21 protein-coding genes and 1 tRNA gene are annotated in these 25985 nt (G+C 58.9%); 3 read left to right on the forward strand and 19 right to left on the reverse strand.

Annotation, left to right across the window (positions count from 1 at the left end):
- The first annotated feature begins 3 nt into the window (after nt 1-3).
- Nucleotides 4-591 carry a hypothetical protein gene (locus J7413_RS03420; RefSeq protein ID WP_209096418.1) on the forward strand — a complete coding sequence of 196 codons (588 nt, stop codon included), beginning with the start codon at nt 4-6 and terminating at the stop codon, nt 589-591.
- 28 nt (nt 592-619) lie between these two features.
- Here J7413_RS03420 and J7413_RS03425 read toward each other — a convergent pair whose 3' ends face one another.
- The 16 genes from J7413_RS03425 to J7413_RS03500 form a co-directional block, all read right to left on the reverse strand.
- Nucleotides 620-1129 carry a hypothetical protein gene (locus tag J7413_RS03425; RefSeq protein WP_247743299.1) on the reverse strand — a complete coding sequence of 170 codons (510 nt, stop codon included), beginning with the start codon at nt 1127-1129 and terminating at the stop codon, nt 620-622.
- A gap of 15 nt (nt 1130-1144) precedes the next feature.
- Nucleotides 1145-2188 (reverse strand): aldo/keto reductase, encoded by a 1044-nt coding sequence (locus tag J7413_RS03430; RefSeq protein ID WP_209096420.1) that lies wholly within the window; start codon nt 2186-2188, stop codon nt 1145-1147.
- Nucleotides 2189-2326: 138 nt separating this feature from the next.
- Complete coding sequence (locus J7413_RS03435) at nt 2327-4708, reverse strand: PAS domain S-box protein (RefSeq protein ID WP_209096422.1); 2382 nt, start codon at nt 4706-4708, stop codon at nt 2327-2329.
- Between the two features lie 230 nt (nt 4709-4938).
- The gene (speB, locus tag J7413_RS03440; RefSeq protein WP_209096423.1) at nt 4939-5907 is read right to left on the reverse strand and encodes an agmatinase; all 969 of its coding nucleotides are present in this window, start codon (nt 5905-5907) and stop codon (nt 4939-4941) included.
- A gap of 109 nt (nt 5908-6016) precedes the next feature.
- The gene (locus J7413_RS03445) at nt 6017-7912 is read right to left on the reverse strand and encodes an acyl-CoA synthetase (RefSeq protein ID WP_209096424.1); all 1896 of its coding nucleotides are present in this window, start codon (nt 7910-7912) and stop codon (nt 6017-6019) included.
- Nucleotides 7913-8136: 224 nt separating this feature from the next.
- Nucleotides 8137-9930, reverse strand: coding sequence for an ABC transporter transmembrane domain-containing protein (locus tag J7413_RS03450; RefSeq protein ID WP_209096425.1), 1794 nt, complete (start codon nt 9928-9930; stop codon nt 8137-8139).
- A gap of 152 nt (nt 9931-10082) precedes the next feature.
- Nucleotides 10083-10156: transfer RNA gene (locus J7413_RS03455), tRNA-Gly, on the reverse strand.
- 84 nt (nt 10157-10240) lie between these two features.
- Nucleotides 10241-10642 (reverse strand): RidA family protein, encoded by a 402-nt coding sequence (locus tag J7413_RS03460; RefSeq protein ID WP_209096426.1) that lies wholly within the window; start codon nt 10640-10642, stop codon nt 10241-10243.
- A 9-nt stretch (nt 10643-10651) separates the two neighbouring features.
- On the reverse strand, nt 10652-11851 hold the full coding sequence (gene kynU, locus J7413_RS03465) for a kynureninase (RefSeq protein WP_209096427.1): 1200 nt from the start codon (nt 11849-11851) through the stop codon (nt 10652-10654).
- The gene (locus J7413_RS03470) at nt 11848-12687 is read right to left on the reverse strand and encodes a tryptophan 2,3-dioxygenase family protein (RefSeq protein WP_209096428.1); all 840 of its coding nucleotides are present in this window, start codon (nt 12685-12687) and stop codon (nt 11848-11850) included. The genes kynU and J7413_RS03470 overlap by 4 nt, the downstream gene beginning before the upstream one ends.
- Nucleotides 12684-14300 (reverse strand): AMP-binding protein, encoded by a 1617-nt coding sequence (locus tag J7413_RS03475; protein WP_209096429.1) that lies wholly within the window; start codon nt 14298-14300, stop codon nt 12684-12686. The genes J7413_RS03470 and J7413_RS03475 overlap by 4 nt, the downstream gene beginning before the upstream one ends.
- A 2-nt stretch (nt 14301-14302) precedes the next feature.
- Nucleotides 14303-15463, reverse strand: a complete 1161-nt coding sequence (locus J7413_RS03480) for an acyl-CoA dehydrogenase family protein (protein WP_209096431.1) — start codon at nt 15461-15463, stop codon at nt 14303-14305.
- Nucleotides 15464-15543: 80 nt separating this feature from the next.
- The gene (locus tag J7413_RS03485; RefSeq protein WP_209096432.1) at nt 15544-16344 is read right to left on the reverse strand and encodes an enoyl-CoA hydratase family protein; all 801 of its coding nucleotides are present in this window, start codon (nt 16342-16344) and stop codon (nt 15544-15546) included.
- A gap of 3 nt (nt 16345-16347) precedes the next feature.
- Nucleotides 16348-16797 (reverse strand): MarR family transcriptional regulator, encoded by a 450-nt coding sequence (locus J7413_RS03490; protein WP_209096434.1) that lies wholly within the window; start codon nt 16795-16797, stop codon nt 16348-16350.
- Complete coding sequence (locus J7413_RS03495; protein WP_209096436.1) at nt 16794-17552, reverse strand: SDR family NAD(P)-dependent oxidoreductase; 759 nt, start codon at nt 17550-17552, stop codon at nt 16794-16796. Before J7413_RS03495 ends, J7413_RS03490 begins: the two co-directional genes overlap by 4 nt.
- On the reverse strand, nt 17549-19840 hold the full coding sequence (locus J7413_RS03500; RefSeq protein WP_209096438.1) for a bifunctional salicylyl-CoA 5-hydroxylase/oxidoreductase: 2292 nt from the start codon (nt 19838-19840) through the stop codon (nt 17549-17551). Before J7413_RS03500 ends, J7413_RS03495 begins: the two co-directional genes overlap by 4 nt.
- 204 nt (nt 19841-20044) lie before the next feature.
- On the opposite strand from J7413_RS03500, the gene J7413_RS03505 reads away from it, so the two are divergent.
- Both J7413_RS03505 and J7413_RS03510 read left to right on the forward strand, forming a co-directional pair.
- Nucleotides 20045-21127 (forward strand): alcohol dehydrogenase family protein, encoded by a 1083-nt coding sequence (locus J7413_RS03505; protein ID WP_247743300.1) that lies wholly within the window; start codon nt 20045-20047, stop codon nt 21125-21127.
- A 2-nt stretch (nt 21128-21129) separates the two neighbouring features.
- Nucleotides 21130-21513: a DUF1801 domain-containing protein gene (locus J7413_RS03510; protein WP_209096440.1), complete on the forward strand. Its 384-nt coding sequence runs from the start codon at nt 21130-21132 to the stop codon at nt 21511-21513.
- Here the strand turns inward: J7413_RS03510 and guaD are convergent.
- Genes guaD through xdhB form a run of 3 tightly spaced genes read right to left on the reverse strand, consistent with a single transcriptional unit; the run spans nt 21510 to nt 25977 of the window.
- Nucleotides 21510-22802, reverse strand: coding sequence for a guanine deaminase (gene guaD / locus J7413_RS03515; protein WP_209096442.1), 1293 nt, complete (start codon nt 22800-22802; stop codon nt 21510-21512). The two genes, J7413_RS03510 and guaD, sit on opposite strands and share 4 nt — an antisense overlap.
- Nucleotides 22803-22825: 23 nt before the next feature.
- Nucleotides 22826-23668: a xanthine dehydrogenase accessory protein XdhC gene (gene xdhC, locus J7413_RS03520; RefSeq protein WP_209096444.1), complete on the reverse strand. Its 843-nt coding sequence runs from the start codon at nt 23666-23668 to the stop codon at nt 22826-22828.
- The gene (gene xdhB, locus J7413_RS03525; protein WP_209096446.1) at nt 23665-25977 is read right to left on the reverse strand and encodes a xanthine dehydrogenase molybdopterin binding subunit; all 2313 of its coding nucleotides are present in this window, start codon (nt 25975-25977) and stop codon (nt 23665-23667) included. The genes xdhC and xdhB overlap by 4 nt, the downstream gene beginning before the upstream one ends.
- Between the last annotated feature and the right edge of the window lie 8 nt (nt 25978-25985).

The raw sequence follows: 25985 nt of genomic DNA on the forward strand, positions 1-25985 counted from the left end.
ACCATGCTTATTCAACCTTTCAAAAGCATCATCCGCCGGTTTCGCAACGACACGCGTGGCTCGGTTTCCGTAGAAGCTGCAATTATGTTCCCCGGCCTGTTTTTTGCTCTGATAGCGACAGCGATTATGTTTGACGTCTATCGCGCACGCTCCACGACAGAAAAAGCAGCCTTCGCAATTTCCGATATGCTCGCACGGGAAACCGCAGCGGTGGATCAGGATTACATCGATGGCATGCACAAACTGTTTGGAGAGATTTCAACGCTGCGCAGCGAGCATGATCTTGTCGTAAGCTTGGTGTCCTGGGATCTGAACACAAACGACTACCGACTGGAATGGTCGCACGCGGCAGGCGGTATTTCTGGCCATACCTCCGCCAGCCTTCCTGACCTCGCAGACAAACTGCCAACATTGGTGCCTGGCGAAAGCCTGATCGTTGTGCAGTCACTCAGCGTTTATGATCCGCCTGTGAAAATTCTGAAAAGTTGGTGGGGCGACTGGGGCCAGCACCAATGGACGGGCCTGAACATGAACACCTTTGTATTCACGCGGCCACGCTTTGTGTCCACGCTGGCATGGGCCGATACCTAGGGCCCCGCATATCAAAACTAAAAGCGGCTCAGAACTCTGAGCCGCTTTTTTCTACGAGAAGCGCTTCAATGAATTGCGCCATTGCCTTCGCCTCTGATCCGGGTGTCACACCGCCAATGCCAACCCGACGGCCAACAGCCCACCAAAGGCCGGGCTGCCACCTACGCGCGCGAGGTTTGTGCAAAACAACCGTGAACCCATTGGAAGGTTTCAGATCAAACATGCCCCGTTTGATCGCGGCGATGTTTTCAATCGCCGCAATTTCTTCGCCCGCGTCGGTTGCAATACCCGCCCGCGTCAGCTGTACCGTGCTTTCCGTGGCCCGCCGGGTGCGTTCTGCCAGCCAGAGCGCACCCGCGCCGATCACGAACAAAAACACCTGCCAAAGAGGCGCCGGACTCGTCGCAAGCGCAAGATAGATCAGCAAGCCGCCAAGCAACGCCAATGTCCCAATGCCAAACACCCGACGTGGGCCAGATGCCCGTATGGTTGCCAGCACCTCTTGCGCGCCTGCTTCAGAAGTCATCTTATCAGTCATCCTTTTCGCGGCCCCTTAGAACGGCATTGGGTGTGCACGGTTCGCAGCGTTGATCTCTGCCAACACTTCGTTGCTCAACTTGACCTCAGCCCCCTGCAGCAAATGCTCCAGCTGGCTCACTGTCGTGGCACCGAAAATAGACGAACACATAAATGGGCGCTGCACCGTGAAGGCCATTGCCATATGCACCGGATCCAGCCCGTTTTTGCTGGCAATATCCAGATAAGCCTGCACCGCATCGAACACACCGGGGCTGACCCGCCCGCCCAAGTCCCCATTGATCGCTTTACGCGAGCCGTCAGGGGTTTGCCCGTTCTGATACTTCCCGGTCAGCAACCCTGTCGCGAGAGGCGAAAAGGCCAGCAGACCCACTTCTTCGTTCAGGCAAAGCTCTGCCAGATCCGTATCAAACATGCGGCACAGCAGAGAGTATTCGTTCTGGATCGAGGCCACACGCGGCAACCCCTTCTCCTCGGAGAGCCGCAGCCATTGCGCCGTGCCCCAGGCGCTTTCGTTTGACAGACCAAAGGCGCCAATGGTGCCGCGATCCACCTCCCCCTGCAGCGCCTCAAGCACCTCTTCCATGTTGGCGAGCGTCTCAGCCTTGTTCTGCGAAGAAGGGTCATACTCCCAGTTTTGCCGGAACATATAGGAGCCACGGTTTGGCCAGTGCAGCTGATACAGATCGATATGCTCAGTCTGAAGACGCTTCAGAGACCCCTCAACAGCGTCCCGCACGGTGCTGGCGGTGATTGGCGCACCACCGCGAATATGCTGTACCCCCGCACCGCTGTGTTTGGTTGCCAAAACCCATTCATTGCGCCTGCCTGTCTTGGCAAACCAACTGCCAAGATAGGCTTCCGTGCGCCCCTGCGTTTCTGCAGTGATGGGGTTGACCGGGTACATTTCAGCCGCGTCAATAAAATTGATGCCATGATCCAGCGCCATGTCCATCTGCGCATGTGCATCAGCTTCGCTTGTTTGGGTGCCAAAAGTCATGGTGCCCAGGCAGTATTCGGAAACAGAGCGGCCCGTCCGGCCAAGCGGGTTCATTTTCATGGGAGAGTCCTGTAGGAAATCGCGTTGGCGTGACATTAAGCTTTGTCACACGGGTTGCAAGTGCCGCAGCCAGATGCCGCAGCATGCCCCTCTCACAGAGAACAACATTTCCCCAAAAGACGACCCCAGCTTAAAATGCTAGGCAACCGCACTTTGCGCAGTGTTGCGGAATTTTGGCGTTCCCTCGCGGTTCATCTGCTCCAAAATGGCAGGGATAAGCGACTTTTTGTTCACCGGCTTTGAAATATGGGCATCGCACCCTGCGTCTTCGGCCTGTTTGACATGCTCTCGCATCGCGTTGGCAGACAGCATCAAAATCGGCAGGCGCGCCTTCCGGGTCTGACGTTCACGGATCCGTATTTCCCGCGTCGCTTCCAAACCATTCATTTCCGGCATCATCATATCCATCAGCACCAGATCAGGCTTCCAAGAGTGACACAAATCAATCGCTTCCTTGCCATTATTGGCAAAAGCCGTCTCACACCCGGTTCCTTTCAGAAGCAGCGCTACAATTTTCTGGTTGGCTTTGATGTCTTCGGCAATCAGGACCTTTCGCCCTTTCAGGCTGCCCACAAAACTGAGTGGCGGTTGCGTTGAATTGGCCGTCGCGGATACCGCGGCCTGCGCCTTGCGTAACGGCAAATCCAGATGGAAGGTGCTGCCCTGACCGGGTGCAGACACAACAGACAGACGCCCGCCCATCTGGCGGGCCAAAGACGAACTGATCGCGAGCCCCAACCCAGTACCGGCATAGCCTTCGGCACTGCTGCGCCCTTTTTGGTCAAACCGGTCAAATTCGTCGGTCTGCGTGGCTTTTGGAAAGCCAACGCCCGTGTCAACAAACGTGATCCGCAACGCGGCTGTATCACATTCCTCAACACAGCTCATCCGCGTCGTAATAGATCCTGCGGCGGTAAATTTCACAGCGTTGGACGCAAGATTTGAAACAATCTGGCGCACCCGCATGTCATCCCCCATCACGAGTAGCGACGCTGCAGGTTCAATTTCAACGTGGTACTCCACGCCTTTGGCCTTGGCCCCTTCTACATGGGGAGCCACCGCCTGCTTCAGCATCTCGGAGGGAGAGAACGGCTGGTATTCAAGCTCACTCTTACCTGCATCAATCTTGGAAAAATCAAGCACATCAGACATTTGGCGCTCAAGCACCTTACCGCTGTCAAAAATCATCTGAATGAGATTTTTGTCTTCCGCAGAAAGGCTCGACTTATCCAGCAAAGCGTCAGCAACGCCCACAATAGCGTTCAGCGGCGTGCGAATTTCGTGGCTCATGTTTGCCAAAAACGCTGATTTGGAGAGGCTCGCTTCTTCGGCAGCACGCTTCGCTTCCTTCAGCGCGTCCACACGTTCAACTTCGCCCGTCAGGTCGTGACCTGACGCAAAAATCAAGGTTCCAAATGTGCGCGTCCGCCATTCAGTGTGGCGCACCTGCCCATCGGCATCGATCAAGCGAAACCTGACCGGTTTCGAATGTGTCACCACTTCGTCGGGTCGCCAAGCATTCGAAAACGCCTCATGGTCATCAGCCACAATAAAATCGCGGGCGTCGCGCCCAACCAGATCTTGCTCTGAGTAGTGCAGCATCGCGCAACAGGCACCGTTGACTTGCTGCAGGCGTCCGAACTTATCAAAAATGCAGTGCGGCGCCATCGACATGTCAAAGAAGTTGGTGACAAGCTTGGAGGCCTCTACCCGTTCAGTCACATCAAACCGAATGGAAAGATATTTCTCAACGCGACCACGCATATCCAGGATGGGGTAGATCATCGTATCCACCCAATAGAGCCGGCCATCTTTACGGCGGTTGCAGATCTCACCCCGCCAGATTTGACCGCGGCCAATGGTCCGCCAAAGATCGGCAAAAAATTCTTTAGCGTGTTCGCCAGAATTCAAAATGTTATGGTCTGCACCGATGAGTTCGGCTTCCGAATAGCCAGAAATATCAAGCAGTTTCTGGTTCACGCTGGTAATCTTGCCATGCAGATCAGCGGTGGTCACAATCGCCGCCTCGTTCAAGGCAAGCGACGCATGCTGCAAATCGGAAACGCTCTCCTCACTTTGTGAAGAGATCGCACGCGTGTTTTTGTCTACGTGCCAGTCTTTGGAAATATCCCGAAAAGAGCCGGCAAGAGCGACGATCTTATCGCCCGCATACACAGGCGCACCAACGGCTTGCACCCAAAGCCGCCGTTTTTTGGCGGTTTGAATTTGCAGCTCTTCGTTCCACGCGACTCCTTCGGTCATAGCCAAGTCTACGGCTTGCAATATACGCTCCCGATACTCAGGAACGTAGCAATCGATCGCTGTGTTCAAATGTGGCTGATAGTCCGGTTCAACCTCATGAATTTCTTTGGTCTTTTCACTCCACCAAAGTTCGCTCGACTGGAGGTCCAGACACCAGTATCCCACGCCAGTCGCCTGCTCCATTGCCTGCATCTGCACCTTTTGCATCTGCACCAGAACAGCCGTGTCGCCGCCTTGTTTTGCACAAAAATCTTCCATGGGATGTCTCTACCGCTCAGTCTTTTTTGCTCAGCCGAATTGGTGAGGCGGCGACTTAACGCAACCCACGGAGTAAGTAAACAAATTCCTGACATTTTTATGTAGCTTTGAAAAAACCAGGCGCCGTTTCGATGTCGCCTTGCACGCGGTCAAATTCACCGGCCCAAAGGCGCAACACCTTAGAAGATACGCGCCCCACAAAATAAGCACTTCATAGGTGGCCCTACGCTCTAAATCGCTGCGTGAGATCCACGTTCAGCAAAGACAAAACCCAAAAAATTCAATAGTATCTGAGCTGCCAAAATCGCGGTCGAGCCGCTCTGGTCATAGTCCGGCGCAACCTCCACGAGATCAATGCCCACCACCTCATGGCGTTTGGCAACATGCTGCAACATCTCCAACACATCATAGTACAGAAAACCACCGTGACTTGGCGTGCCGGTGCCCGGCGCAATCGAGGGGCAAAACGCGTCAATATCAATCGTCACATACACCCGTGCCCCCTCAGGTATATGCGCGATGGTGCCCTCTGGCCCAAGCTTGCGGGCCTGACGCACACTCAGGATAGTGCTGCCCATCGCGCGCGCATCGGCATAGCCTTCCTTGGCAGTCGAACTCACATTGCGAATGCCAACCTGCGTCATCCCGGTCACATAAGGCTTTTCCGCCGCCCGGCGCATCGGATTGCCATGCCCAAAGCGCACGCCGTGACGTTCATCCACAAAGTCCAAATGCGCATCAATCTGCAACACATGGATATCGCCCTGATCGTCAAATGCGTTGATGCAGGGAATGTTGATCGAATGATCCCCGCCAATCGTCACCGGCAGCGCGCCGGCTTTCAATGCGGCGCGCACGCCTGCTTCGATGTTCGCGTGGCTCTGGGCCGTATCGGTGTGCACGATATCTGCGTCCCCCATATCCACAATGCGCACGCTGGCGGGCAGATAGGTCTCATCATCTTCATGGTCATAAGCCCCCGCATGACCAAAGCTGAACAATGTCGAGGCCTCCCGCACCGCGCGCGGGCCAAAACGCGCGCCGCTGCGCCATTGAGTTCCAAAATCAAACGGCGCGCCCAGCACAGCCACGTCGGCCTCAAGCGCCTCCCAATCAGCCACATAAGGCCGCTTGCCAAAGGTCGAAATCCCCACAAACGGCAAATCCAGCCGCCCGCTGTCATAGCCATGTCCTGCCATGTCACGCTCCCCATCCATTTTTTGAGAGCGTGGCGACTTTTCTCATCCGCGTAAAGAAAAAGGGGCACAGCCATGCTGCACCCCTTTTAGAAATCCTAAGGTTTAGGCGTCAGGCCGCGTCGGTCTTGACCCACTCCCAAGGGCGCGTGAAGTCGCCAAGCACCTTGCCGATCTCTTCGTCACTGACGTCACCGGTGCGTTTCACCTGTGCCACAAGCCCACGCTTTTTGTCGTCGAGCACATGATCGATCTGCGCGGCCACACCGGCTTTGGTCAGTGCCGCATCATAGATCCGCGTGATCGCAGCCTTGCGCAGATCAGGCTTGAAGATTTTGCCCACCGCCGTCTTGGGCAGTTCTGGCATGATCTCTACATATTTTGGATGCGCAGCGCGCTCATGCACATGCACCTTGGCATGCTCCATCAACGCATCTTTGGACACGCTCGCCCCATCCACCAGTTCCACATAGACGCAAGGCACCTCGCCTGCGTGCGCGTCCGGCTGACCAATCGCCCCGGCGAACGCCACATCGTGGTGCGCCAGCAGCGCCTCCTCGATCTCTGCCGGATCGATGTTGTGACCACCGCGAATGATCAAATCCTTGGCCCGCCCCGTGATCCAGAGATAGCCATCCTCATCAATCCGACCCAGGTCCCCCGTGCGCAGATATTTTTCGTGGTGATAGAGATCCGCGTTCTTGTCCGCTTCGGTATAGGTGTTGCCTGCAAAAACCCCAGGGTTGGAGATACAGATCTCTCCGACCTCATCATTTGCACAGTCCACCGGCCCCTCAGCCGTGTTTTTGATGATCCGCACATCGGTGTAGGGCAAAGGCACGCCAACTGAGCCGACCTTCTTGTCACCGGTGGGTGGGTTACAGGACACAAGACAGGTGGCTTCGGTCAGGCCATATCCTTCCACAATGTCCACGCCACAGGTGCTCTCAAAACGTTTGAACAGCTCCATCGGCATGGGCGCAGATCCTGAAAACGCGGTCTTTACCGAGGAAATATCGGCGTCCACCGGACGCTGCATCAGCGCAGACACAGCTGTCGGCACCGTGATGATGAAAGAAATCTGCCAGCGTTCAATCAGCTTCCAGAAGTTGTCAAACACCCCATCACCACGGTAGCCCTGCGGCGTCGGGAACACCACATGCGCCCCAGAGCTGATCGCCGCCTGCATGATCACGTGCACAGCAAAGACATGGAACAGCGGCAGCGGACACATGATGTTGTCTTCTTCAGTGAACAACAGACGATCGCCAAGCCAGCCGTTGTAGATCATGCCGGAATACAGATGCTGCGCCACTTTGGGCATGCCCGTGGTGCCACCGGTGTGGAAATAGGCCCCCACGCGATCCACCTTGCTGTCTTCAAAGTCGAGCGTGGTGTTGTGCTTTGCGAGTTCTTTGTTGAAGTCCTTGAAGTCCGCATGATGCGGGCCGCTCACCTTCGGGCGGATCAATGGCACGATCCAGCTCTTGGGTGGGGTCAGATATTTGTTCAGATCAATTTCCAAAACCGTGTGCACGCGCGGCGCATGACGCACAGCTTCGGCCACTTTCTGGGCCACATCCGTCTTGGGGAAGCCCTTGAGTGTGACCACCACCTTCGCGTCCGTTTCGCGCAGGATCGCAGAGATCTGCTCGGGCTCAAGCAGCGGGTTGATCGGGTTCGCAATCCCGGCAACCATACCGCCCAGTAGGGTGATCAGCGTCTCGTTACAGTTCGGCAGCACATAGGCCACGGTGTCTTTCTCGCCCACGCCCAAGTCGCGGAACATATTGGCCGCCTGCGCCGTCTTCGCATGCAGCTCCGCCCATGTGAGGGTTTCCGCCTTGTCTTTGGGCCCAGAAAAAATCTGATAACTCACCGCCGGGCGGTTGGGAAACTTCTGCTTGGTACGGGTCAGCATCTCAAAGATCGTGATCGGCACATCGCGCGCGTCCCACGGCTTCTCTTGTTCGATTGCCTTCAGATCTGCCAAAGACTCAAAGCTCATATTCTCAGTCTCCCCCCTGGTTTGGGCTGTGCCACATGTTCCCCACAGGTGGCGTTCCTTCCTCTCGGTCCACACACAAACACTCAGCACCCACACTGAGGCCAGTCGAACGTAAGGTAAGCCTGCGACAAAACGTTACGTCATAGTCACCCTATGCGAATGACCGAAAAGCGCAACTCCACCTATCGGAGCACCCCCTTCGAACCAACCTCTGCAGGGTAAACCTAAGCTGCGCCAGACGTAAATTGAAGCCTTGCAAGTTTGGCGTACAATCCGCCCTGCGCCACCAGATCGTCATGCCGACCCTGTGCCACGATACGGCCTGCATCCATCACAACAATCCGGTCGGCCTTTTTCACAGTTGCCAGACGGTGCGCCACAATCAGTGTGGTGCGGCTTTGCGCCAACTCATCCACCGCTGCCTGAACAAGGCGCTCACTTTCCGCATCAAGTGCCGAAGTCGCCTCATCCAGCAGCAGCACAGGCGCGTCGCGCAAGATGGCGCGGGCAATTGCGATACGTTGCTTTTGCCCACCAGAGATCATCACACCCCGCTCGCCCAGCTGGCTGTCATAGCCTTCCGGCAATGCTGTGATAAATTCATGCGCCGCAGCGGCCTTGGCAGCGGCTTCAACCTCCGCATCCGTGGCTTCTGGGCGACCAAAACGAATGTTTTCCCGCGCGCTGTTGGCAAAAATCACAGGATCCTGCGGCACCAATGCCATATGCTGTCGGAACGCGTCCCGGTCCATATCGGTCAATGCGATACCGTCCAACGCCACGCGGCCCTCATTGGGGTCATAAAACCTTTGGATCATCTGGATGATCGTGGTTTTTCCTGCCCCGGATGGGCCGACAAATGCCACGGTTTCACCGGGTGCAATGGTCAGGTCGACAGCATCGAGCGCCGATACATTGGGCCGGGACGGATATTGGAAAGACACATTTTCAAAAGAAATCTCTCCACGCACCGGCGATGGCAAGGCGACAGGCGTCTCTGGGTCATGCACCGTGTCGTTGGCAAACAACAGCTCAACCAGCCGTTCGGTTGCCCCGGCCGCGCGTTGCAGCTCACTCCAAATTTCAGAGAGTGCCCCGACGGCACCGGCAACCATGACCGAATAGATCACAAACTGCACAAGCACTCCCACACTCATGCCCCCTGCCCGCACATCGCGCGCGCCCATCCACAGCACTATCACAACCCCTGTGAAGATCAGGAAAATCACAATCATGGTCAGCAACGCACGCGTGTTGATGCGCCGCATCGCGGCCTCAAGTGACAAGTTGGTCACCCGGTCAAAGCTGCTGCGGGATTGCGCCTCATGGGTAAAGGCCTGCACGGTTTGCACAGACAGCAGCGCCTCCGAAGCGTTGCCAGAGCTTTCCGCAATCCAATCCTGATTTTCCCGGCTCAGCTTGCGCAGGCGGCGCCCCAAAACCAAGATGGGCACAATCACCATAGGCACCACCAAAAGCACCATCAGAGTGAGTTTGGTGGACGTGAACAGCATCAACACAAGCCCACCCAAGAACAGCATCATATTGCGCAAGGCAATCGATACCGACGAACCAATCACCGACTGAATGACGGTGGTGTCCGTGGTGATACGGCTCAGCACTTCACCTGTCATGATGGTCTCGTAAAATGCAGGACTCATGCCAATCACGCGCCCAAACACCGCTTTGCGAATGTCGGTCACAACCAGTTCACCGAGCCGCGTCACCAGCAGATAGCGCAGTGCCGTTCCCACAGCGAGCAGCGCTGCAAAGCCCAAAGCCGCGAGGAAGTACTTATCCAGAAGAGCGTCGCTTTCCGTGCCGAAGTTGTCCACCACGCGACGCACCGCCACCGGCAGCATAAGTGACACAGACGCAGTCAATGTCAGCGCACAAAAGGCAAAGAAGGCAAGCACACGGTACGGCCGCACAAATGGCCCCAAACCACGCAGCGCTCCGATGTTTCTGCTCTTCTCGCGATCTTGCTCGCTCTGTGCGCTCTTGGGCTGTCGTGCCATGCTTTGCTCTTACCTTGGCTGTGGTCTTAAGCGTTAGTGACCAAGCCGCGCGTTGGGGTCAAGCGGACAAAAGCGCCACCGACGCAATACAGTCGTGATACCGACGCAATACCGACATCGTTTCAGGGTTTTGCATTGATGTGGGATGACCTTGGAGCGGGTAGCGGGAATCGAACCCGCACCTTAAGCTTGGAAGGCTCTTATGATACCATTTCACCATACCCGCCCGAGGTCCGGTTGATGTATTTCAGCGATTTGGGGAGGTCAAGAGACTTCCCCCCAACAAACTGAAATTATCGCAGATTTTTTCCTAGGCGGGGCGTACATGCGCGGTCGCTTCGATCTCCAGAAGTGCCTCGTCCTCCAAAAGATCGGCCACCACCACCAATGACATGGCTGGAAAATGGCGCCCCATCACAGAGCGATAGGCCGCGCCAATCTCTTTCTGGTGCGCCATGTACTCCGCTTTGCTTTTGACAAACCAAGTCAGCCGCCCAATGTCACTGGGCGTGCCTCCTGCAGCCTCAACAATAGTGCGAATATTGCTCAGAATCTGGGTCATTTGGCCAATGAAATCGTGGCTTTCAAAAACCTTCTGACTGTTCCACCCAATCTGCCCGCCAATGTGCAACGTGCCATCGTCAGACAGCATCCCATTGGCATAGCCCAACGCCGGGGCCCAACCCTCTGGATGTATCTCCTTAAGTGCCATGCTCCCCCCTTAGGTCACGCGTGAACGCGTTTGGTATTTTTCATTTTTCCACAATTGGTTAGACATGACATCTTCAATCACTTTTGCGGCAGAAATGATGTCTTGCTCATCCAGATAAAGTGGCGTGAATCCAAAGCGCATGATGTTGGGGGCACGGAAGTCACCGATCACCCCGTGATCGATCAACGCCTGCATCGCGGGATAGCCATGCTCAAACGCAAAAGACACCTGTGAACCACGCAGTTCCGGGGCCCGCGGGCTCGCCAGCTCCAGTTCAGGACAACGCGCCTCCACTTCTGCAATAAACAGCTCTGACAAACGTATCGACGCGGCCCGAAGATCCGCCATGTCGACCCCTTCCCAAGCCTTCAGCGCTTCCTGCAATACTGCGAGTTGCAGAATGGGCGGCGTGCCCACGCGCATGCGCTCTGTCGCGGCGGCTGGGCGGTAATTCAGCTCCATAGCAAAGGGCGCATCATGCCCCAACCACCCCGACAGCGCCGGATCAATGCCCTCAACAATATCTGGCCTGACATAGATAAATGCCGGTGCCCCGGGGCCACCATTCAAATATTTATAGCTGCAACCTACGGCGAATTCCGCACCACAGGCGGCAATCTCAACCGGCACCGCCCCGGCAGAATGCGCCAGATCCCAAATCATCACCGCCCCAACCTCATGCGCGCGCTTGGTGATTGCTGCCATATCGTGCATTCGCCCAGACCGATAGTCGACCTGTGTGAGCATCACGACAGCCACCTCTTCCGTTATCGCCTCGGCCACCTCTTCAGGTGCAGGGGTGCGCAATTCGTAACCTTGATCCAACGTCCTGATCAGACCTTCCGCCATATAAAGATCGGACGGGAAGTTACCGTTATCGCTCAATATTACCTTTCTGTCAGGCCGCATCTTCAGCGCCGCCGCCAGCGCCTGATAGACTTTGATCGAGAGTGTATCACCGGTAGCGACAGACCCGGCTGGCGCACCGATCAGCCCCGCGATCTGATCCCCGACCACTTGAGGCAACGCCATCCAGCCCGCCGCATTCCACGCGCGAATGAGCTGGGCGCCCCACTCCTCGGTGATGGTCTTCTGCGCGCGTTCGGCAGCCCCTTTGGGCAGCACGCCCAGCGAGTTGCCATCCAAATAGATCACGCCCTCAGGCACATCAAAAAGCTCTTTTCTGGGAAGCGAAACGCCCATCGTCATAAGTCTCCGCGCAGATGCCAAAGTTCCGGGAACAGCTCCACATCCAGCATCCTGCGCAGATACTGCACGCCCGAGGTGCCACCCGTGCCGCGTTTGAACCCAATCACACGCTCAACGGTGGTAACATGATTGAATCTCCATCGGCGAAAATAGTCTTCCAGATCAACCAGTTTCTCGCCCAGCTCATAAAGCCGCCAATGCGTGTCCACATCCTCATAAACGATCTTCCAGCGCGCCTGCACCTCCGCCTCGGCCTGATGCGGTTGCGTCAATTGCGGCACGGGCATCTTGGCGGCGTCACCATCCAGTTCCTCAAACAAAAAGCGGATCACCTCGTCATAAAAACTCGGCTGCGCCAGCTCGGCCTCCAGCACAGCTTTGGCCTCCGGCACATGCGCATGGGGTTTCACCATATTTGGATTGCGGTTGCCCAGCACATATTCGATCAGCCGATACTGATGGCTCTGAAATCCGGAGGACGGCCCCAGCGCCTCGCGAAATGTGGTGTAATCCGCCGGTGTCATGGTGCGCAGCACATCCCAGGCCGAATTGAGCTGCTCAAAAATCCGGCTGACCCGCGCCAGCATCTTGAACATCGGCGCCAGATCCCGCGCCCTCAAGGCTTCACGCGCAGCACTCAGCTCATGCAACGCCAGCTTCATCCACAACTCACTGGTCTGATGCTGAATGATGAAAAGCATCTCGTCATGCGCATCGCTCTGGGGGTGCTGCTGGCTCAGAATGCCATCCAGATGCAAATAGTCCCCATAGGACATCGCATCCGCAAATCCCATTTTCGCCCCATCCGCTGCCGGATCGTAAGCCTTTGGTGTCATGTGTTTTCTTTCAGTCTGAACCGTTGAATTTTTCCGGTTTCCGTCTTGGGCAGCGCCGTGGTGAACACCACAGAGCGCGGATATTTGTAAGGCGCGATCGCTGCCTTCACATGAGTTTGCAACGCCTCTGCCAAAGCCGCATCCCCCGCAAAACCCTCCGCCAGCACCACATGCGCCTGCACAACCTCACCGCGCGCCTCATCGGCCACGCCAATCACCGCGCATTCCGCCACAGCCTCATGGCCGAGCAGCGCCGCCTCCACCTCAGGCCCTGCAATATTGTAGCCCGAGGAGATGATCATATCGTCGTTGCGCGCAGCAAAATGGAAATAGCCATCCTCATCCTGCCAAAACGCATCACCTGTGATGTTCCAGCCGTCCTTCACATAGTCCGCCTGACGGTCCCCTCGCAGATAGCGGCAACCGGTTGGACCACGTACCGCCAGCCGCCCAACCTCGCCACGTGGCAACGTCGCACCATCCGGCCCGATCACCTTCGCCTCATAGCCGGTCACAGGCTTGCCGGTGCAGGCTGGGCGATGGTCGTCAAAGCGGTTGGAGAGGAAGATATGCAGCATTTCCGTCGCCCCGATGCCATCCAGCATCGGCTTTCCGGTCTTCTCCATCCAGGCGTCATAGACCGGCGCGGGCAAGGTCTCCCCCGCACTCACAGCGGCGCGCAGGCTAGAGAGATCCGCGCCTTCTTCCATGGCCGCCAGCATCGCGCGATAAGCCGTGGGCGCTGTGAAACACACGGTCGCCTTATAGGTCTCGATAATCTCGATCATATTTGGGGGCGTGGCCTGCTCCAACAGCGTCGCCGCCGCCCCAAAACGCAGTGGGAAAATCGCCAGCCCGCCCAGTCCGAAGGTAAAGGCCAGCGGAGGGGAGCCGACAAACACATCGCTTGGCTTTACATCCAGCACTTCACGGGCATAGCCATCCGCAATGATCATCAGATCGCGGTGAAAATGAATCGTCCCTTTGGGCTGTCCGGTGCTGCCCGAAGTAAACCCGATCAGCGCCACATCATCCGCACTGGTGGCAACCGTTTCAAACATCACAGGTTTTTCCAGCGCCAGACGGTCCAGCTCCGCATCATGATTGGCGGAGCCGTCAAAGCCGATCACCCGCAGCCCGTCACATTGCGCAGCGCAGGCCTCCATCTCTTCCATCAGGCGGGTGTCACAAATCGCATGGCTGATCTCTGCGGTCTGCACATATTTGGTCAGCTCCACCGCGCGCAGCATGGGCATGGTGTTCACCACCACCGCCCCAGCCTTGGTCGCCGCCAGCCAGCAGGCCACCATGGCCGGATTGTTGGCTGAGCGGATCAGCACCCGATTGCCAGGCTTCACGCCCAGATCTTCGACCAGCACATGCGCCAGCCGGTTGGTCCAATCGGTCAGCTCCTTATAGGTCCGCCGCCGTCCATTCCCGATCAGCGCAGTGTGATCGCCAAACCCTTTGGCCACCATCCCATCGGTCAGTTCCCAGCCCGCATTAAGCTGTTCCGGATAGTCAAATCCTGCCAGCAGAAGCTCGGGCCAGAGCGCTTCGTCCGGCAGGTTGTCCCGCGTGAAGGTGTCCTGATGTGCCGATGGTCCCAACATGTTCAAACACCTCCTGCCGCATGTGCCGCCAATGTCTGACGCGCGATCACCACGCGCTGCACATCGCTGGCCCCCTCATAGATCCGAAGCGCGCGGATCTCGCGATAGAGCCGCTCCACCACCTCGCCGGATTTCACCCCGTCCCCACCAAACAGTTGCACCGCCTTGTCGACTACCTGCTGCGCCTGATCGGTGGCAAAGAGCTTGGCCATGGCGGCCTCGCGCGTCACGCGCGGGGCGCCGCTGTCTTTGGTCCAGGCCGCGCGGTAAATCAGCAGGGCAGCGGCATCCACATCCAGCGCCATATCCGCGATATGGCCCTGCACCATCTGCAATTCACTCAGCGGCGCGCCCTGCACCTTGCGCGCCTGCACCCGCGCCAAAGCTTCATCCAGCGCCCGCCGCGCAAAGCCCAGCGCTGCGGCGGCAACGGTGGAGCGGAATACATCCAGTACCGACATCGCAATGCGAAACCCCTGCCCCGGCGCGCCAATTAGGGCCTCCGCCGGGATGCGGCAATTGTCAAAACGCAAAGTGGCCAGCGGATGCGGCGCAATGGTTTCAAGCCGCGCCACCACCGACAGCCCCGGCGTGTCCGCTGGCACCACAAAGGCGCTCAGCCCCTTGGCGCCCTCGCCTTCACCGGTGCGGGCAAACACAGTGTAGACATCTGCAATCCCACCGTTGGAAATCCAGGTTTTCTCGCCATTCAGAACAAACCAATCACCATCGCGCGTTGCCGTCATCGTGCTGTTGGCCACATCTGATCCCGACTGCGGCTCCGTCAGCGCAAAGGCTGCAAGCGCCTCTCCCGCACGGGTCTTTGGCAGCCACGCCGCTTTCTGCGCCTCGGTGCCAAACAGCGAAATCGCGCCGGTCCCCAGCCCCTGCATGGCAAAGGCAAAATCCGCCAGACCATCATGCCGCGCCAGAATTTCCCGGCTCAGGCAGAGGCTGCGCACATCGAGCGTGCCATCCATCGACGCCGTGGCGTTCAGCAAACCCGCCTGCCCCATCTGCGCGACCAGATCACGACAGCTCTGATCCACATCGCCATGTTCCACAGCCCCAAGCGCCTCAGCCGCCCAGGCCTCCACCTCACGCGCCCGCGCGCGATGGGCCTCCTCAAAGAAAGGCCAGTCCAAAAACGTCTGATCCGCCAAATCAAAGCCTCCTCTGCTTCCTCTTGCCCTAAATATTCCGGGGGTTTGGGGGCTGGCCCCCACTTAAGCCTGCGCGCAGCTCAATCCCCCACAAACACCGGCCGTTCCTTGGCCACAAAAGCCTCATAGGCCCGCCGGAAATCCTGCCCCTGCATACAGATCGCCTGCGCCTGCGCCTCCGCCTCAATCGCCTGCTCAATCGACATGGCCCATTCCTGCGCCAGCATGGTCTTGGTCATCATATTGGCAAAACCCGGCCCCGCTGCGATCCGCTGCGCCATGGTCTGTGCTGTGGCGTAGAGCTCTTCTGCGGCCACCAGCCGATTAAAAAAGCCCCAGCGCTCGCCTTCCTCAGCCGTCATGGCACGGCCCATATACAGCAGCTCTGCCGCGCGGCCCTGCCCGATGATCCGCGGCAGGATCGCACAGGCGCCCATGTCACAGCCCGCAAGCCCCACACGGTTGAACAGAAACGCGGTCTTGGCCTCAGGTGTGCCGATGCGCAGATCGCTCGCCATGGCGATGATCGCCCCGGCCCCGGCGCACACGCCATCCACCGCCGCGATGATCGGCTTGCCGCAGTTCACCATCGCTTTGACCAGATCCCCGGTCATCCGGGTGAAGGCCAGCAGCTCTTTCATGTTCATCTCTGTGAGCGGCCCGATGATCTCATGCACATCGCCACCAGAGCTGAAATTGCCGCCATTGGGGGCAAAGACCACCGCCTTCACCTCATCATCATAGGCCAGATCGCGAAACCAGTCGCGCAGCTCGGCATAGCTGTCAAAGGTCAGCGGGTTTTTCCGCTCCGGCCGATTCAGCTGCACCGTCGCAATGCCATCCACAACCGTGCAAAGAAAATGCTCTACATCTGTGCGCATCGCTCAGATCTCCCTGTCTTCCAAAGTCTCAATCAGACGCTCAAGCCGCGTGGCCATGCCGTCCACATCCTCCGCGCTAAGCCCGCCCAGCATCTCGTCAATCCAGCTTTCATGAGTGTCCGCATGCGCAGCAAAGGCCGCGATACCTTTCTCGGTCAGCTTCACCTTTGCCGCCCGCCGATCGCCGGGAACCGCCACCCGCTGCGCCAAACCTTCTTCCGATAGCTTGTCGACAATGCCCGTGACATTGCCATTAGAAACGCGCAGCAAATCGCTGATCTCACTCATCTTTTTTCCTTCAGGGAAACGCGCAAGAACGCTCATCACATCAAAGCGCGGCAGGGTGCTGTCAAACTCCCGGCGCAGACGGCGGCGCACCTCGTCCTCAATCATGCCCGAGGCCTTCAAAAGCTTCAGCCACAACCGCAGCCGCGCTTTGCTCAGCTCACTCATATCTCGCCTCCCGACAGGCTCATCGCCGTCCCGTTGACCGAGCGCGCGGCCTCGCTGCAGAGCCACAGCGCCGCGCCTGCCACCTCATCGACCTCAATAAACCGCTTCTGCGGATTGCCCCGCATAAGGCTGGCGCGCGCTTTCTCCGCATCCATTCCGGTCTTTTCCATGATATTGGCCACCGAGCGGTCCAGCATCGGCGTGTCCACAAATCCCGGGCAGATTGCATTCGCGGTGATCCCGCTCTCCGCCATCTCCAACGCCACCGCGCGGGTCAGCCCCACAACCCCGTGTTTCGCCGCGCAATAGCCGCTCACATAGGGGTAGCCTTTCAGCCCGGCGGTCGAGGCCACCGCAATCAGCCGCCCCCAGCCCGCGCTCTGCATATCGCCCAGCGCCGCCTGCCAGCTGTTCATCACACCGAGCAGGTTCACCTCCAGCATGTCCCGCATCTGATCGGGCTGCATTTTGGCAAAAGGCACGCTTTCTGCCGCTCCCGCATTGGCCACCGCCACCGCGACGGGTCCGGACAACGCGCGCGCCTCTGACAGTGCGCTGCCCAGCGCAGCTGCGTCGGTCACATCCGCCACTTTCCAGCCAATGAACCGGTGTTTGCCGGCGACTTCGCGAAGCGGCCCTTCGCGTCTGCCCACAACGGTGACCCTAGCACCGGCGTGCGCCATCGCTTCGGCAATCGCCGCGCCGACGCCGGTGCCACCGCCCGTGACCACCACATGTTTGCCCTCAACACTCATACCCGGATCATCTCCGCTTCTCGGTCGGCCAGTCGCCAGGCCTGATCGCGCCCGGCCTCATAAGGCAGCGGCCAATTTGCGTGCCGATCCCCAATCCGCGCGGCCTCATGCAGCGTCCAGTAAGGATCGGCCAGATGCGGGCGTCCAACCGCCACCAGATCAGCGCGCCCCGCCATCAGAATGGAATTGGCGTGATCAGCCTCATAGATATTGCCCACAGCCATGGTCCCGATAGCGGCCTCATTTCGGATGCGATCCGAAAACGGCGTCTGGAACATGCGCCCATAGACGGGTTTGGCCTCAGTACTGGTCTGCCCCGCGCTCACATCAATGATGTCAGCCCCTGCCGCTTTGAACGCCTTGGCAATCTCCACCGCCTCCAGCGGTGTTACCCCATCCTCACCGAGCCAGTCATTGGCCGAAATCCGCACCGACATCGGTTTTGCCGCAGGCCAGACCGCCCGCATCGCCGCAAACACCTCCAGCGGATAGCGCAACCGGTTCTCCAGACTGCCGCCATAGTCGTCTTTGCGCTGATTGCTCACCGGAGAGATGAAGCTCGACAGCAGATAGCCATGGGCCGCGTGCAGCTCGATCATGTCAAAGCCCGCGCGCTCTGCCATCTGCGTAGCCGCCACAAACTGATCCCGGATCATGTCCATGTCGGCCCGCGTGGCTTCGCGAGGCACCGCATTCTGCCCGCTCCATGGGATCGCTGAGGCAGAGATCAGCTCCCAATTGCCGCTCTCCAAAGGTGCATCCATCTCTTCCCAGCCCACTTGGGTGGAGCCTTTGCGCCCCGAATGGCCTATCTGGCAACAGATCTTCGCATACGTCTCCTGATGCACAAAATCCGTGAGCCGCGCCCAGGCCGCCTCATGCTCTGGCGCATAAAGCCCCGGACAACCCGGCGTGATCCGCCCCTCCGCACTCACGCAAGTCATCTCGGTGAAGACCAGCCCTGCCCCGCCTTTGGCCCGCTCGCCATAGTGGATCAGATGCCAGTCGGTCGGACAGCCCTCCACCGCTTTATATTGCGCCATAGGCGACACAACGATGCGGTTTTGCAGGTCCATCTCGCGCAGTTTATACGGCGCAAACATAGGCGCCCGCACCGGCGCCTCATCGGCGCCCGCCTGTGCCTGAAACCAAGCCTCCGCGCTCTCAAGCCAATCTGCATCGCGCAGGCGCAGGTTTTCATGACTGATCCGCTGGCTGCGCGTCAGCAGCGCATAGTTGAACTGCACCGGATCAAGATCCAGATAACGCTCAACCTCCTCAAACCACTCCAGCGAATTGCGCGCCGCCGATTGCAGCCGCAACACATCGAGCCGCCGCTCGTCCTGGTAGCGCTCAAACGCCGCCGCCATGGTTGACTCACTGTGCAAAAACTCCGCCAGCGCTATAGCACTGTCAAAGGCCAACCTTGTGCCGGACCCAATGGAAAAATGCGCCGTGGCTGAGGCATCCCCCAACAGCACCACATTCTCATGATGCCAGGTCTCACAGAGCACACGTGGGAAGTTCATGAACACCGCCGAGCCCCGCAAATGCGCGGCATTGCTCATCAGTTCATGCCCACCAAGGTGATCGGCAAAGACCACACAGCAAGTCTCCACAATCTCTTCTTTGGACATGCCTTCAAACCCGAAGCTGTCCCAGGTCTCCTGCCCGCACTCCACAATGAAGGTCGCTGTGTCCTCATCAAACTGATACACATGCGCCCAGATCCAGCCATGCGCGGTTTTCTCAAAGATGAAGGTGAAGGCGTCGTCAAATTTCTGATGCGTGCCCAGCCAGACAAATTTGCAGGCCCGCACGTCGATCTCAGGCTTGAAGTGTTCGGCATAGGCCTCCCGCACCCGGCTGTTTAGCCCATCACAGCCCACCACCAGATCATACTCCGCGCGGATCGCCTCCACATCGTCAAACTCCGCCTCAAAGCGCAGCTCAACCCCCAGCTCCCGCGCACGGTCCTGCAGCAGGATCAGCATCTGCCGCCGGCCAATCCCGGCAAATCCATGCCCGCCAGAGACCGTCCGCACCCCGTCATGCACCACTGCAATGTCATCCCAATAGGCAAAGTGATCGCGGATCATCTGCGCGCTTTTGGGATCATTTTGGGAGAGGTTCTCCAGCGCGTCATCTGACAGCACCACACCCCAGCCAAAGGTGTCATAGGCGCGGTTGCGCTCAAACACCGTGATCTCATGCGACGGGTCGCGCAGCTTCATGGAAATGGCAAAGTACAGCCCGGCGGGACCGCCGCCCAAACACGCAATACGCATACACCCCTCCTGATGCGTCTTTCGCGAGGCCCAAACGCCCCGTCAATAATCAGGCTAGGGTGAGTCGGAATTTACTTCAAGCTTGAAATTTCAAACTTAAATATTTCTCTTCAACGGGATTTCTTGGCCCCCACCGCTGAAAATCCGTTGCACCGCGCCCACGCCCATGGTTCGATCCAAGTCCCAAAACGCAAAGGACACGCCATGACTCTTCCCGCCACAATGTCTGCCATGATCCTCACCGGCCACGGAGATATGGACAAATATGAATGGCGCACCGACTGGCCCGTGCCACAGCCGGGGGGCGGCGAAGTGCTTGTGCGCGTGCGGGCCTGCGGCATGAACAACACCGATGTGAACACCCGCGCGGGTTGGTACTCCAAGGCGGTCACCGGCGCGACATCAGGTGCCACCGAAGAAACACCTGACGGCGAAGACCCCAGCTGGGGTGGCAAACCGCTCGCCTTCCCCCGCATCCAAGGCGCAGACATCTGCGGCGAAGTGGTGGCCGTAGGCGAAGGTGTCAACGCTTCGCGCATTGGCGAGCGCATCATCACCGATTGCTGGGTGCGCGACCCGGAAGACCTGACTGACAAAACCAAAACCGGCTATGTAGGTTCCGAGATTGATGGCGGCTTTGCGGAATACTGCGTCCTGCCCGCCCGCAATGCGCTCAAAGTGGTCTCTGACCTCTCAGATGCCGAGCTCGCCACTTTCTCCTGCTCCTACTCCACCGCCGAAGGCATGTTGACCCGCGCGCAGGTCACAGCCGCTGACACGGTGCTCGTGCCCGGCGCATCCGGCGGCGTTGGCGGCGCGTTGATCCAACTCGCCAAACGGCGCGGCGCGCGGGTGATTGCCATGGCCAGCGAAGCCAAACACGCCGCTGTAGCCGAACTCGGACCCGACCGCATCCTGCCCCGCGCGCCAGAGAACCTGCGCGCCGCACTCGGCGCTGAGAAAATCACCGTGGTCGCAGACGTTGTGGGCGGCCCCTACTGGGCCGAGCTCATCGACATTCTGGATCGCGGCGGGCGCTACACCTGCTCCGGTGCCATTGCCGGGCCGATGGTGGATCTGGACCTGCGCACGCTTTACTTGCGCGACCTCACCTTCACCGGCTCCACCGTGATTGATCTGGAGGTCATGCCCAACCTGATCCGCTACATCGAGGCCGGCGAAATCAAGCCAGCGCTTGCCGCCACCTATCCGCTCTCGGAGCTCAAGGCGGCGCAATCTGCCTTTATCGCCAAAGAGCACACAGGAAACATCGTGGTCACGCCCTGAGCATGTCTGTTGACGCCTATTTCGCCGCGCTCCCCGAAGCCCCACGCGCCCAGCTCACTGCGGTGCGTGCGGTGCTGCATGGCGCGGCACAGGCGGAAAACATCCCGCTCAGCGAATGCCTGAAATGGGGGCAGCCCAGCTTCGCGCCGCCCCGCAAACTGGGCACCCCCGTGCGCCTGTCATGGTCCGAGAAAGCCCCAGACCATTGCGCGTTTCTTGTGCATTGCCAGACGACTTTGGTGGAAAGGTGGCGCCATATGTTTGGTGATCACTTCAGCTACGAAGGCAACCGCGCCGTGCACCTCCCGCTTGCGTCAAGCTTGCCCGAAGATGCCCTGCACCAGATGGCTTCGATGGCCTTCACCTATCACGCGCGCAAAGCCTAGGCCTTCTGCGCCGCCCCTGCCACATAGGTCTGGGCCACCGCACGATCATCGCCCATCATCATCAGAACAAACAGCTCCTCAGCCAGCGTCTCGGCGGCCTCCATCCGAAGCGCCATCGCTGAGGTCGCCCGCGCATCAAGCACCACAACATCCGCCGCGCTGCCCGCATCCAGCGTGCCTATTTCATTGGTCATGCCAAGCGTCTGCGCATTGCCGCGCGTGATCCAGTGAAACGCCTGATAAGGATGCAGCGCCTGCCCCTGAAGCTGCAACACCTTGTAGCCTTCATTCAGCGTCTGCAGCATCGAATAGCTCGTGCCTGCGCCGATGTCCGTGGCGATCCCGCTCTGAATGCCCCGCGCCTTCAGCCCTCCCTGATCAAACAGGCCGGAGCCGAGAAACAGATTGGAGGTCGGGCAAAACACCGGATGTGCCCCGGTTTCTGCCAGCGCGTCAATCTCACGCGACTCCAGATGGATTGCATGGCCTAAAAACAGCTTTTCGGTCACCAAACCGGCCCGTTGATAGACATCCAGATAGTCCCGCGCGGCCGGATAAAGCTCCTTGGTGAAGGCGATCTCGGCTTTGTTTTCGCTCAGATGTGTCTGCACAAAACACTCGGGATGCTCCGCAACCAACGCGCCAGACATCTCCAGCTGTTCCGGGGTGGAGGTGATCGCAAAACGCGGGGTGATGGCATAGCGCGCACGGCCCTGACCATGCCATTTGGCAATGAGCCGCTTGGTCGCGTCATAGCCCTCCTGCGCGGTGTCCATCAGGCCCTCAGGTGCATTGCGGTCCATCATGGTTTTGCCGCCGATCATGCACATGCCGCGCCGCGCGGCCTCAGCAAAGAAAGCCTCAGCGGAGGTTTCATGCACGGAACAAAACGCCATCGCGGTTGTGGTGCCATGACCGGTCAGCTGGTCATAAAACGCAGCCGCCATCCGCTCCGCATGGTTGGCATCCGCAAAGCCCTGCTCGGCGGGGAATGTGTAGTTGTTGAGCCAATCCAGCAGCTGTGAGCCCCAGCTGGCAATCACCTGCACCTGCGGGAAATGCAGATGCATGTCAATGAACCCCGGCATCAGCAGATGCGGACGGTGATCCACCACCTCCGCACTCTGCGCCTTGGCCACCACATCGGCGTGCTCCCCCATGGCGATGATCCGGCCACCCTCGATCAGGATCGCGCCATCCTCAAGATATCGAAAGCTTGCCACATCTTCGGGCCCCTGCGGCTCCGCCACAAAGTTCAACACGCGTCCGCGCAACAGTTTTTGCACCATTCTTTGACCTCTCTAAGGCCGCCTCACATGGTGGGTGAGACAACCGGTTCTGCGGCAGGTTCAGAGGTCAATGCCGCGATCACATCTGCCACAACGAGGGCTGCAATCACGGACGGCCGCTTGTCGCGGCTACCGCGCACCCCCGGGACCATCCCGATGGGGCAATTCAGTGGTTCCGTGCTTTGCCCCTCACAATGCGTGCGGGCAAAACTCTCAAATTTTGCACGTTTGGTGGCGGATCCGATCATGCCCACCCAACATGCGTTTCCTTTTGCAAGCGCTTCAGATGTCAGCAGAAAATCCAAAGCGTGATCATGCGTCAGAACAATGAACGCACTGCTGTGAGGTGCGCTGCGCACCTCAGATTCCGGCAATGCGGTCAGGCGCTTTTCAACAGAAGCACCTGCCATGTCAAGTTCCTCTGCGCGGCTGTCCACCAGCATACAGCGCACGGGCAAATGCTGGAACTGATCCGCCAACGCGCGGCCCACGTGGCCCGCGCCAAAGACATAGACATGGGGCAGTGCCGCCTCAGAGCGCGTGACTTGAGCCACCGCCTCTTCCCGCGCGACCGCGTCCATCATGGTCAGTGTCAGCTCCACGCGCCCGCCGCAGCACTGGCCGATCTCCGGCCCCAGCGGCACATCCATGTGACCGGCCTCCGCGCCAAGGCGCAGCAGTTTGCGCGCCTCATCCAGCGCCATATACTCAAGCTGCCCGCCCCCGATGGTGCCGATCATAGCTTGGGGCGCGACAAACATCACAGCGCCTTCTTCGCGAGGCGAACTGCCCCGCACGCGGGTGATCTCCACCCGCATCACCGCGGGTTCGCGGTCCAGAAATTCTATGAGGTCTGCCGCTTTCATCCGCGCATCCGCTCCACCGCCATCAGCACACGCTCCGGCGTGGCCGGCGCATCCAGACGCGGGCATTTGGCGTAATCCGCAACTGAGGCCACCGCCATGCCCAAGGCTTCAAACACACAGATCGGCAACATAAACGGCGGCTCGCCCACCGCTTTGGAGCGTTTGATGGTCAGCTCGCGGTTTTCGGACCAATCCGCCAGATTGACGTTGAATTCGCGCGGAATGTCCCCGGCCAGCGGGATCTTGTAAGTGCTTGGCGCATGGGTCTTCAGCTGGCCTTTCTGGTCCCACCAAAGCTCCTCGGTGGTGAGCCAGCCCATGCCCTGCACAAAGGCGCCCTCAACCTGCCCTTTGTCCAGAACAGGGTTCAACGACTTGCCCACATCATGCAGCACATCGGCACGATCCACCGTGTACTCCCCGGTCAACGTATCCACCGAAACCTCGGCCACTGCCGCACCGTAGGCATAGTAATAGAACGGCCGCCCCTGCCCTTTTTCGCGATCCCAATGGATCTTCGGCGTTTTGTAAAACCCCGCCGCCCAAAGCTGCACCCGCGCCATATAGGCCTGTTTGATGAACTCCCCAAAGGTGAACACCTGATCGCCCACATGCACCTCATTGGGCGCAAACTTCACAAGCAGAGCATCCACACCGAAGTGATCACAGGCCCAGCGGATCAGCCGCTCCTTGATCTGATCACAGGCGTTCAGCGCCGCCATACCGTTCAGATCGGTGCCGGAACTCGCCGCCGTGGCGGAGGTATTGGGCACTTTTTCGGTGGTGGTTTTGGTGATCTTGATGTGATCAATATCCACCTGAAACGCCTCGGCCACCACCTGTGCAATCTTGGTGTTCAGCCCTTGCCCCATCTCTGTGCCGCCATGGTTCAGCATGATGGAGCCGTCATTGTAGATATGCACCAGCGCCCCGGCCTGATTGTACCAGGTGGCGGTAAAGCTGATCCCGAATTTCACCGGCGTCAGCGAGATCCCTTTGCGGATGACCCCGCCCTTGGCGTTATGCGCCAGCACCGCTGCACGACGCGCCTGATAGTCTGAACTCTGCTCCAGCTCTTCCACCAGCCGCGGCAGGACATTGTCCTCCACCGTCTGGTGATAGGGCGTCACATTGCGATCCGTCGTGCCATAGAAATTCGCCTTGCGCACCTCCAGAGGGTCTTTGCCAAGCTTATAGGCGATCTCCTCGATCATCCGTTCTGCCGCGACAACACCCTGCGGCCCGCCAAAGCCGCGAAAGGCGGTGTTGGAGACCGTGTTGGTCTTCATCGGGCGACTTTGCAGCTTCACATGCGGATAGAAATAGGCGTTATCGGCGTGAAACAGCGCCCTATCCGTCACCGGGCCAGAGAGGTCAGAGGTCCAGCCACAGCGCGCGGCAAAGACATTGTCCACCGCCTCGATCCGGCCCGTATCATCAAAGGCCACATCATAGTCGACGACAAAATCATGACGCTTGCCGGTGCTCTCCATGTCCTGATCGCGGTCAGGGCGGATTTTGACCGCGCGGTTCCACTTCTTCGCGGCCAGCGCCGCCACAGCGGCAAACTGGTTCATCTGGCTTTCCTTGCCGCCAAACCCGCCGCCCATGCGCCGCACATTCACCACCACAGCATTGTTGGGCACGCCCAGAACATGGGCCACCATATGCTGCGCTTCACTTGGGTGCTGGGTGGAGGAATGCACAATCACATCGTCATCTTCACCCGGCATGGCAAAGGCAATATGCCCTTCCAGATACATGTGATCCTGCCCGCCAATGCGCATCTGCCCCTGAATGCGATGGGCCGCGCCCGCCTGCCCCTCGGCCACATCCCCACGCTGCAGGGTCATCGGATCGGTCACATGCGGATAGCCTTTGGCCACCGCCTCATCCGCTTCAATCACATGATCCAGAGGCGCATACTCGATCTGCGCCAGTTCCACCGCGCGGCGGGCAATGTCGCGGCTTTCGGCCACCACGGCAAAGAGCACCTGCCCCCAGAACTCGACCTTCTCGGTGGCAAAGAGCGGCTCATCATGCCGCCCCGTGGGGCTCACATCATTCACGCCCGGCACATCCTCAGCGGTCAGCACGCCCACCACACCGGGGGCCGCGCGCACCGCGCTCAGATCCATCGATACAATCTTCGCATGCGCCACTTTTGCGGTGCCGAAGTAAGCGTGCAGCGTGCCCACAGGCTCTGCGATGTCATCACAGTAATCCGCTCCACCAGACACATGTTTGATCGCGCTGTCATGAATGAGGTCGGTGTGCGCCGCGCCGCGGATAGAGACATTCTGTTTCATCGTTCTCT

Origin of the sequence: Shimia sp. R10_1, from assembly GCF_017744095.1 — a bacterium.
Classification (GTDB): Bacteria; Pseudomonadota; Alphaproteobacteria; order Rhodobacterales; family Rhodobacteraceae; genus Shimia.

What these genes read in the sequence shown, in the direction of transcription:
- J7413_RS03460 (WP_209096426.1), bottom strand. Translation starts at nt 10,642, where the DNA reads ATGGCACTTAAGGAGATACATCCAGAGGGTTGGGCCCCGGCGTTGGGC.
- J7413_RS03430 (WP_209096420.1), bottom strand. Translation starts at nt 2,188, where the DNA reads ATGAAAATGAACCCGCTTGGCCGGACGGGCCGCTCTGTTTCCGAATAC.
- J7413_RS03470 (WP_209096428.1), bottom strand. Translation starts at nt 12,687, where the DNA reads ATGACACCAAAGGCTTACGATCCGGCAGCGGATGGGGCGAAAATGGGA.
- J7413_RS03505 (WP_247743300.1), top strand. Translation starts at nt 20,045, where the DNA reads ATGACTCTTCCCGCCACAATGTCTGCCATGATCCTCACCGGCCACGGA.
- J7413_RS03485 (WP_209096432.1), bottom strand. Translation starts at nt 16,344, where the DNA reads ATGCGCACAGATGTAGAGCATTTTCTTTGCACGGTTGTGGATGGCATT.
- J7413_RS03450 (WP_209096425.1), bottom strand. Translation starts at nt 9,930, where the DNA reads ATGGCACGACAGCCCAAGAGCGCACAGAGCGAGCAAGATCGCGAGAAG.
- J7413_RS03490 (WP_209096434.1), bottom strand. Translation starts at nt 16,797, where the DNA reads ATGAGTGAGCTGAGCAAAGCGCGGCTGCGGTTGTGGCTGAAGCTTTTG.
- J7413_RS03510 (WP_209096440.1), top strand. Translation starts at nt 21,130, where the DNA reads ATGTCTGTTGACGCCTATTTCGCCGCGCTCCCCGAAGCCCCACGCGCC.
- guaD (WP_209096442.1), bottom strand. Translation starts at nt 22,802, where the DNA reads ATGGTGCAAAAACTGTTGCGCGGACGCGTGTTGAACTTTGTGGCGGAG.
- speB (WP_209096423.1), bottom strand. Translation starts at nt 5,907, where the DNA reads ATGGCAGGACATGGCTATGACAGCGGGCGGCTGGATTTGCCGTTTGTG.
- J7413_RS03500 (WP_209096438.1), bottom strand. Translation starts at nt 19,840, where the DNA reads ATGCGTATTGCGTGTTTGGGCGGCGGTCCCGCCGGGCTGTACTTTGCC.
- J7413_RS03420 (WP_209096418.1), top strand. Translation starts at nt 4, where the DNA reads ATGCTTATTCAACCTTTCAAAAGCATCATCCGCCGGTTTCGCAACGAC.
- xdhC (WP_209096444.1), bottom strand. Translation starts at nt 23,668, where the DNA reads ATGAAAGCGGCAGACCTCATAGAATTTCTGGACCGCGAACCCGCGGTG.
- J7413_RS03435 (WP_209096422.1), bottom strand. Translation starts at nt 4,708, where the DNA reads ATGGAAGATTTTTGTGCAAAACAAGGCGGCGACACGGCTGTTCTGGTG.
- xdhB (WP_209096446.1), bottom strand. Translation starts at nt 25,977, where the DNA reads ATGAAACAGAATGTCTCTATCCGCGGCGCGGCGCACACCGACCTCATT.
- J7413_RS03475 (WP_209096429.1), bottom strand. Translation starts at nt 14,300, where the DNA reads ATGTTGGGACCATCGGCACATCAGGACACCTTCACGCGGGACAACCTG.
- kynU (WP_209096427.1), bottom strand. Translation starts at nt 11,851, where the DNA reads ATGACGATGGGCGTTTCGCTTCCCAGAAAAGAGCTTTTTGATGTGCCT.
- J7413_RS03445 (WP_209096424.1), bottom strand. Translation starts at nt 7,912, where the DNA reads ATGAGCTTTGAGTCTTTGGCAGATCTGAAGGCAATCGAACAAGAGAAG.
- J7413_RS03495 (WP_209096436.1), bottom strand. Translation starts at nt 17,552, where the DNA reads ATGAGTGTTGAGGGCAAACATGTGGTGGTCACGGGCGGTGGCACCGGC.
- J7413_RS03425 (WP_247743299.1), bottom strand. Translation starts at nt 1,129, where the DNA reads ATGACTGATAAGATGACTTCTGAAGCAGGCGCGCAAGAGGTGCTGGCA.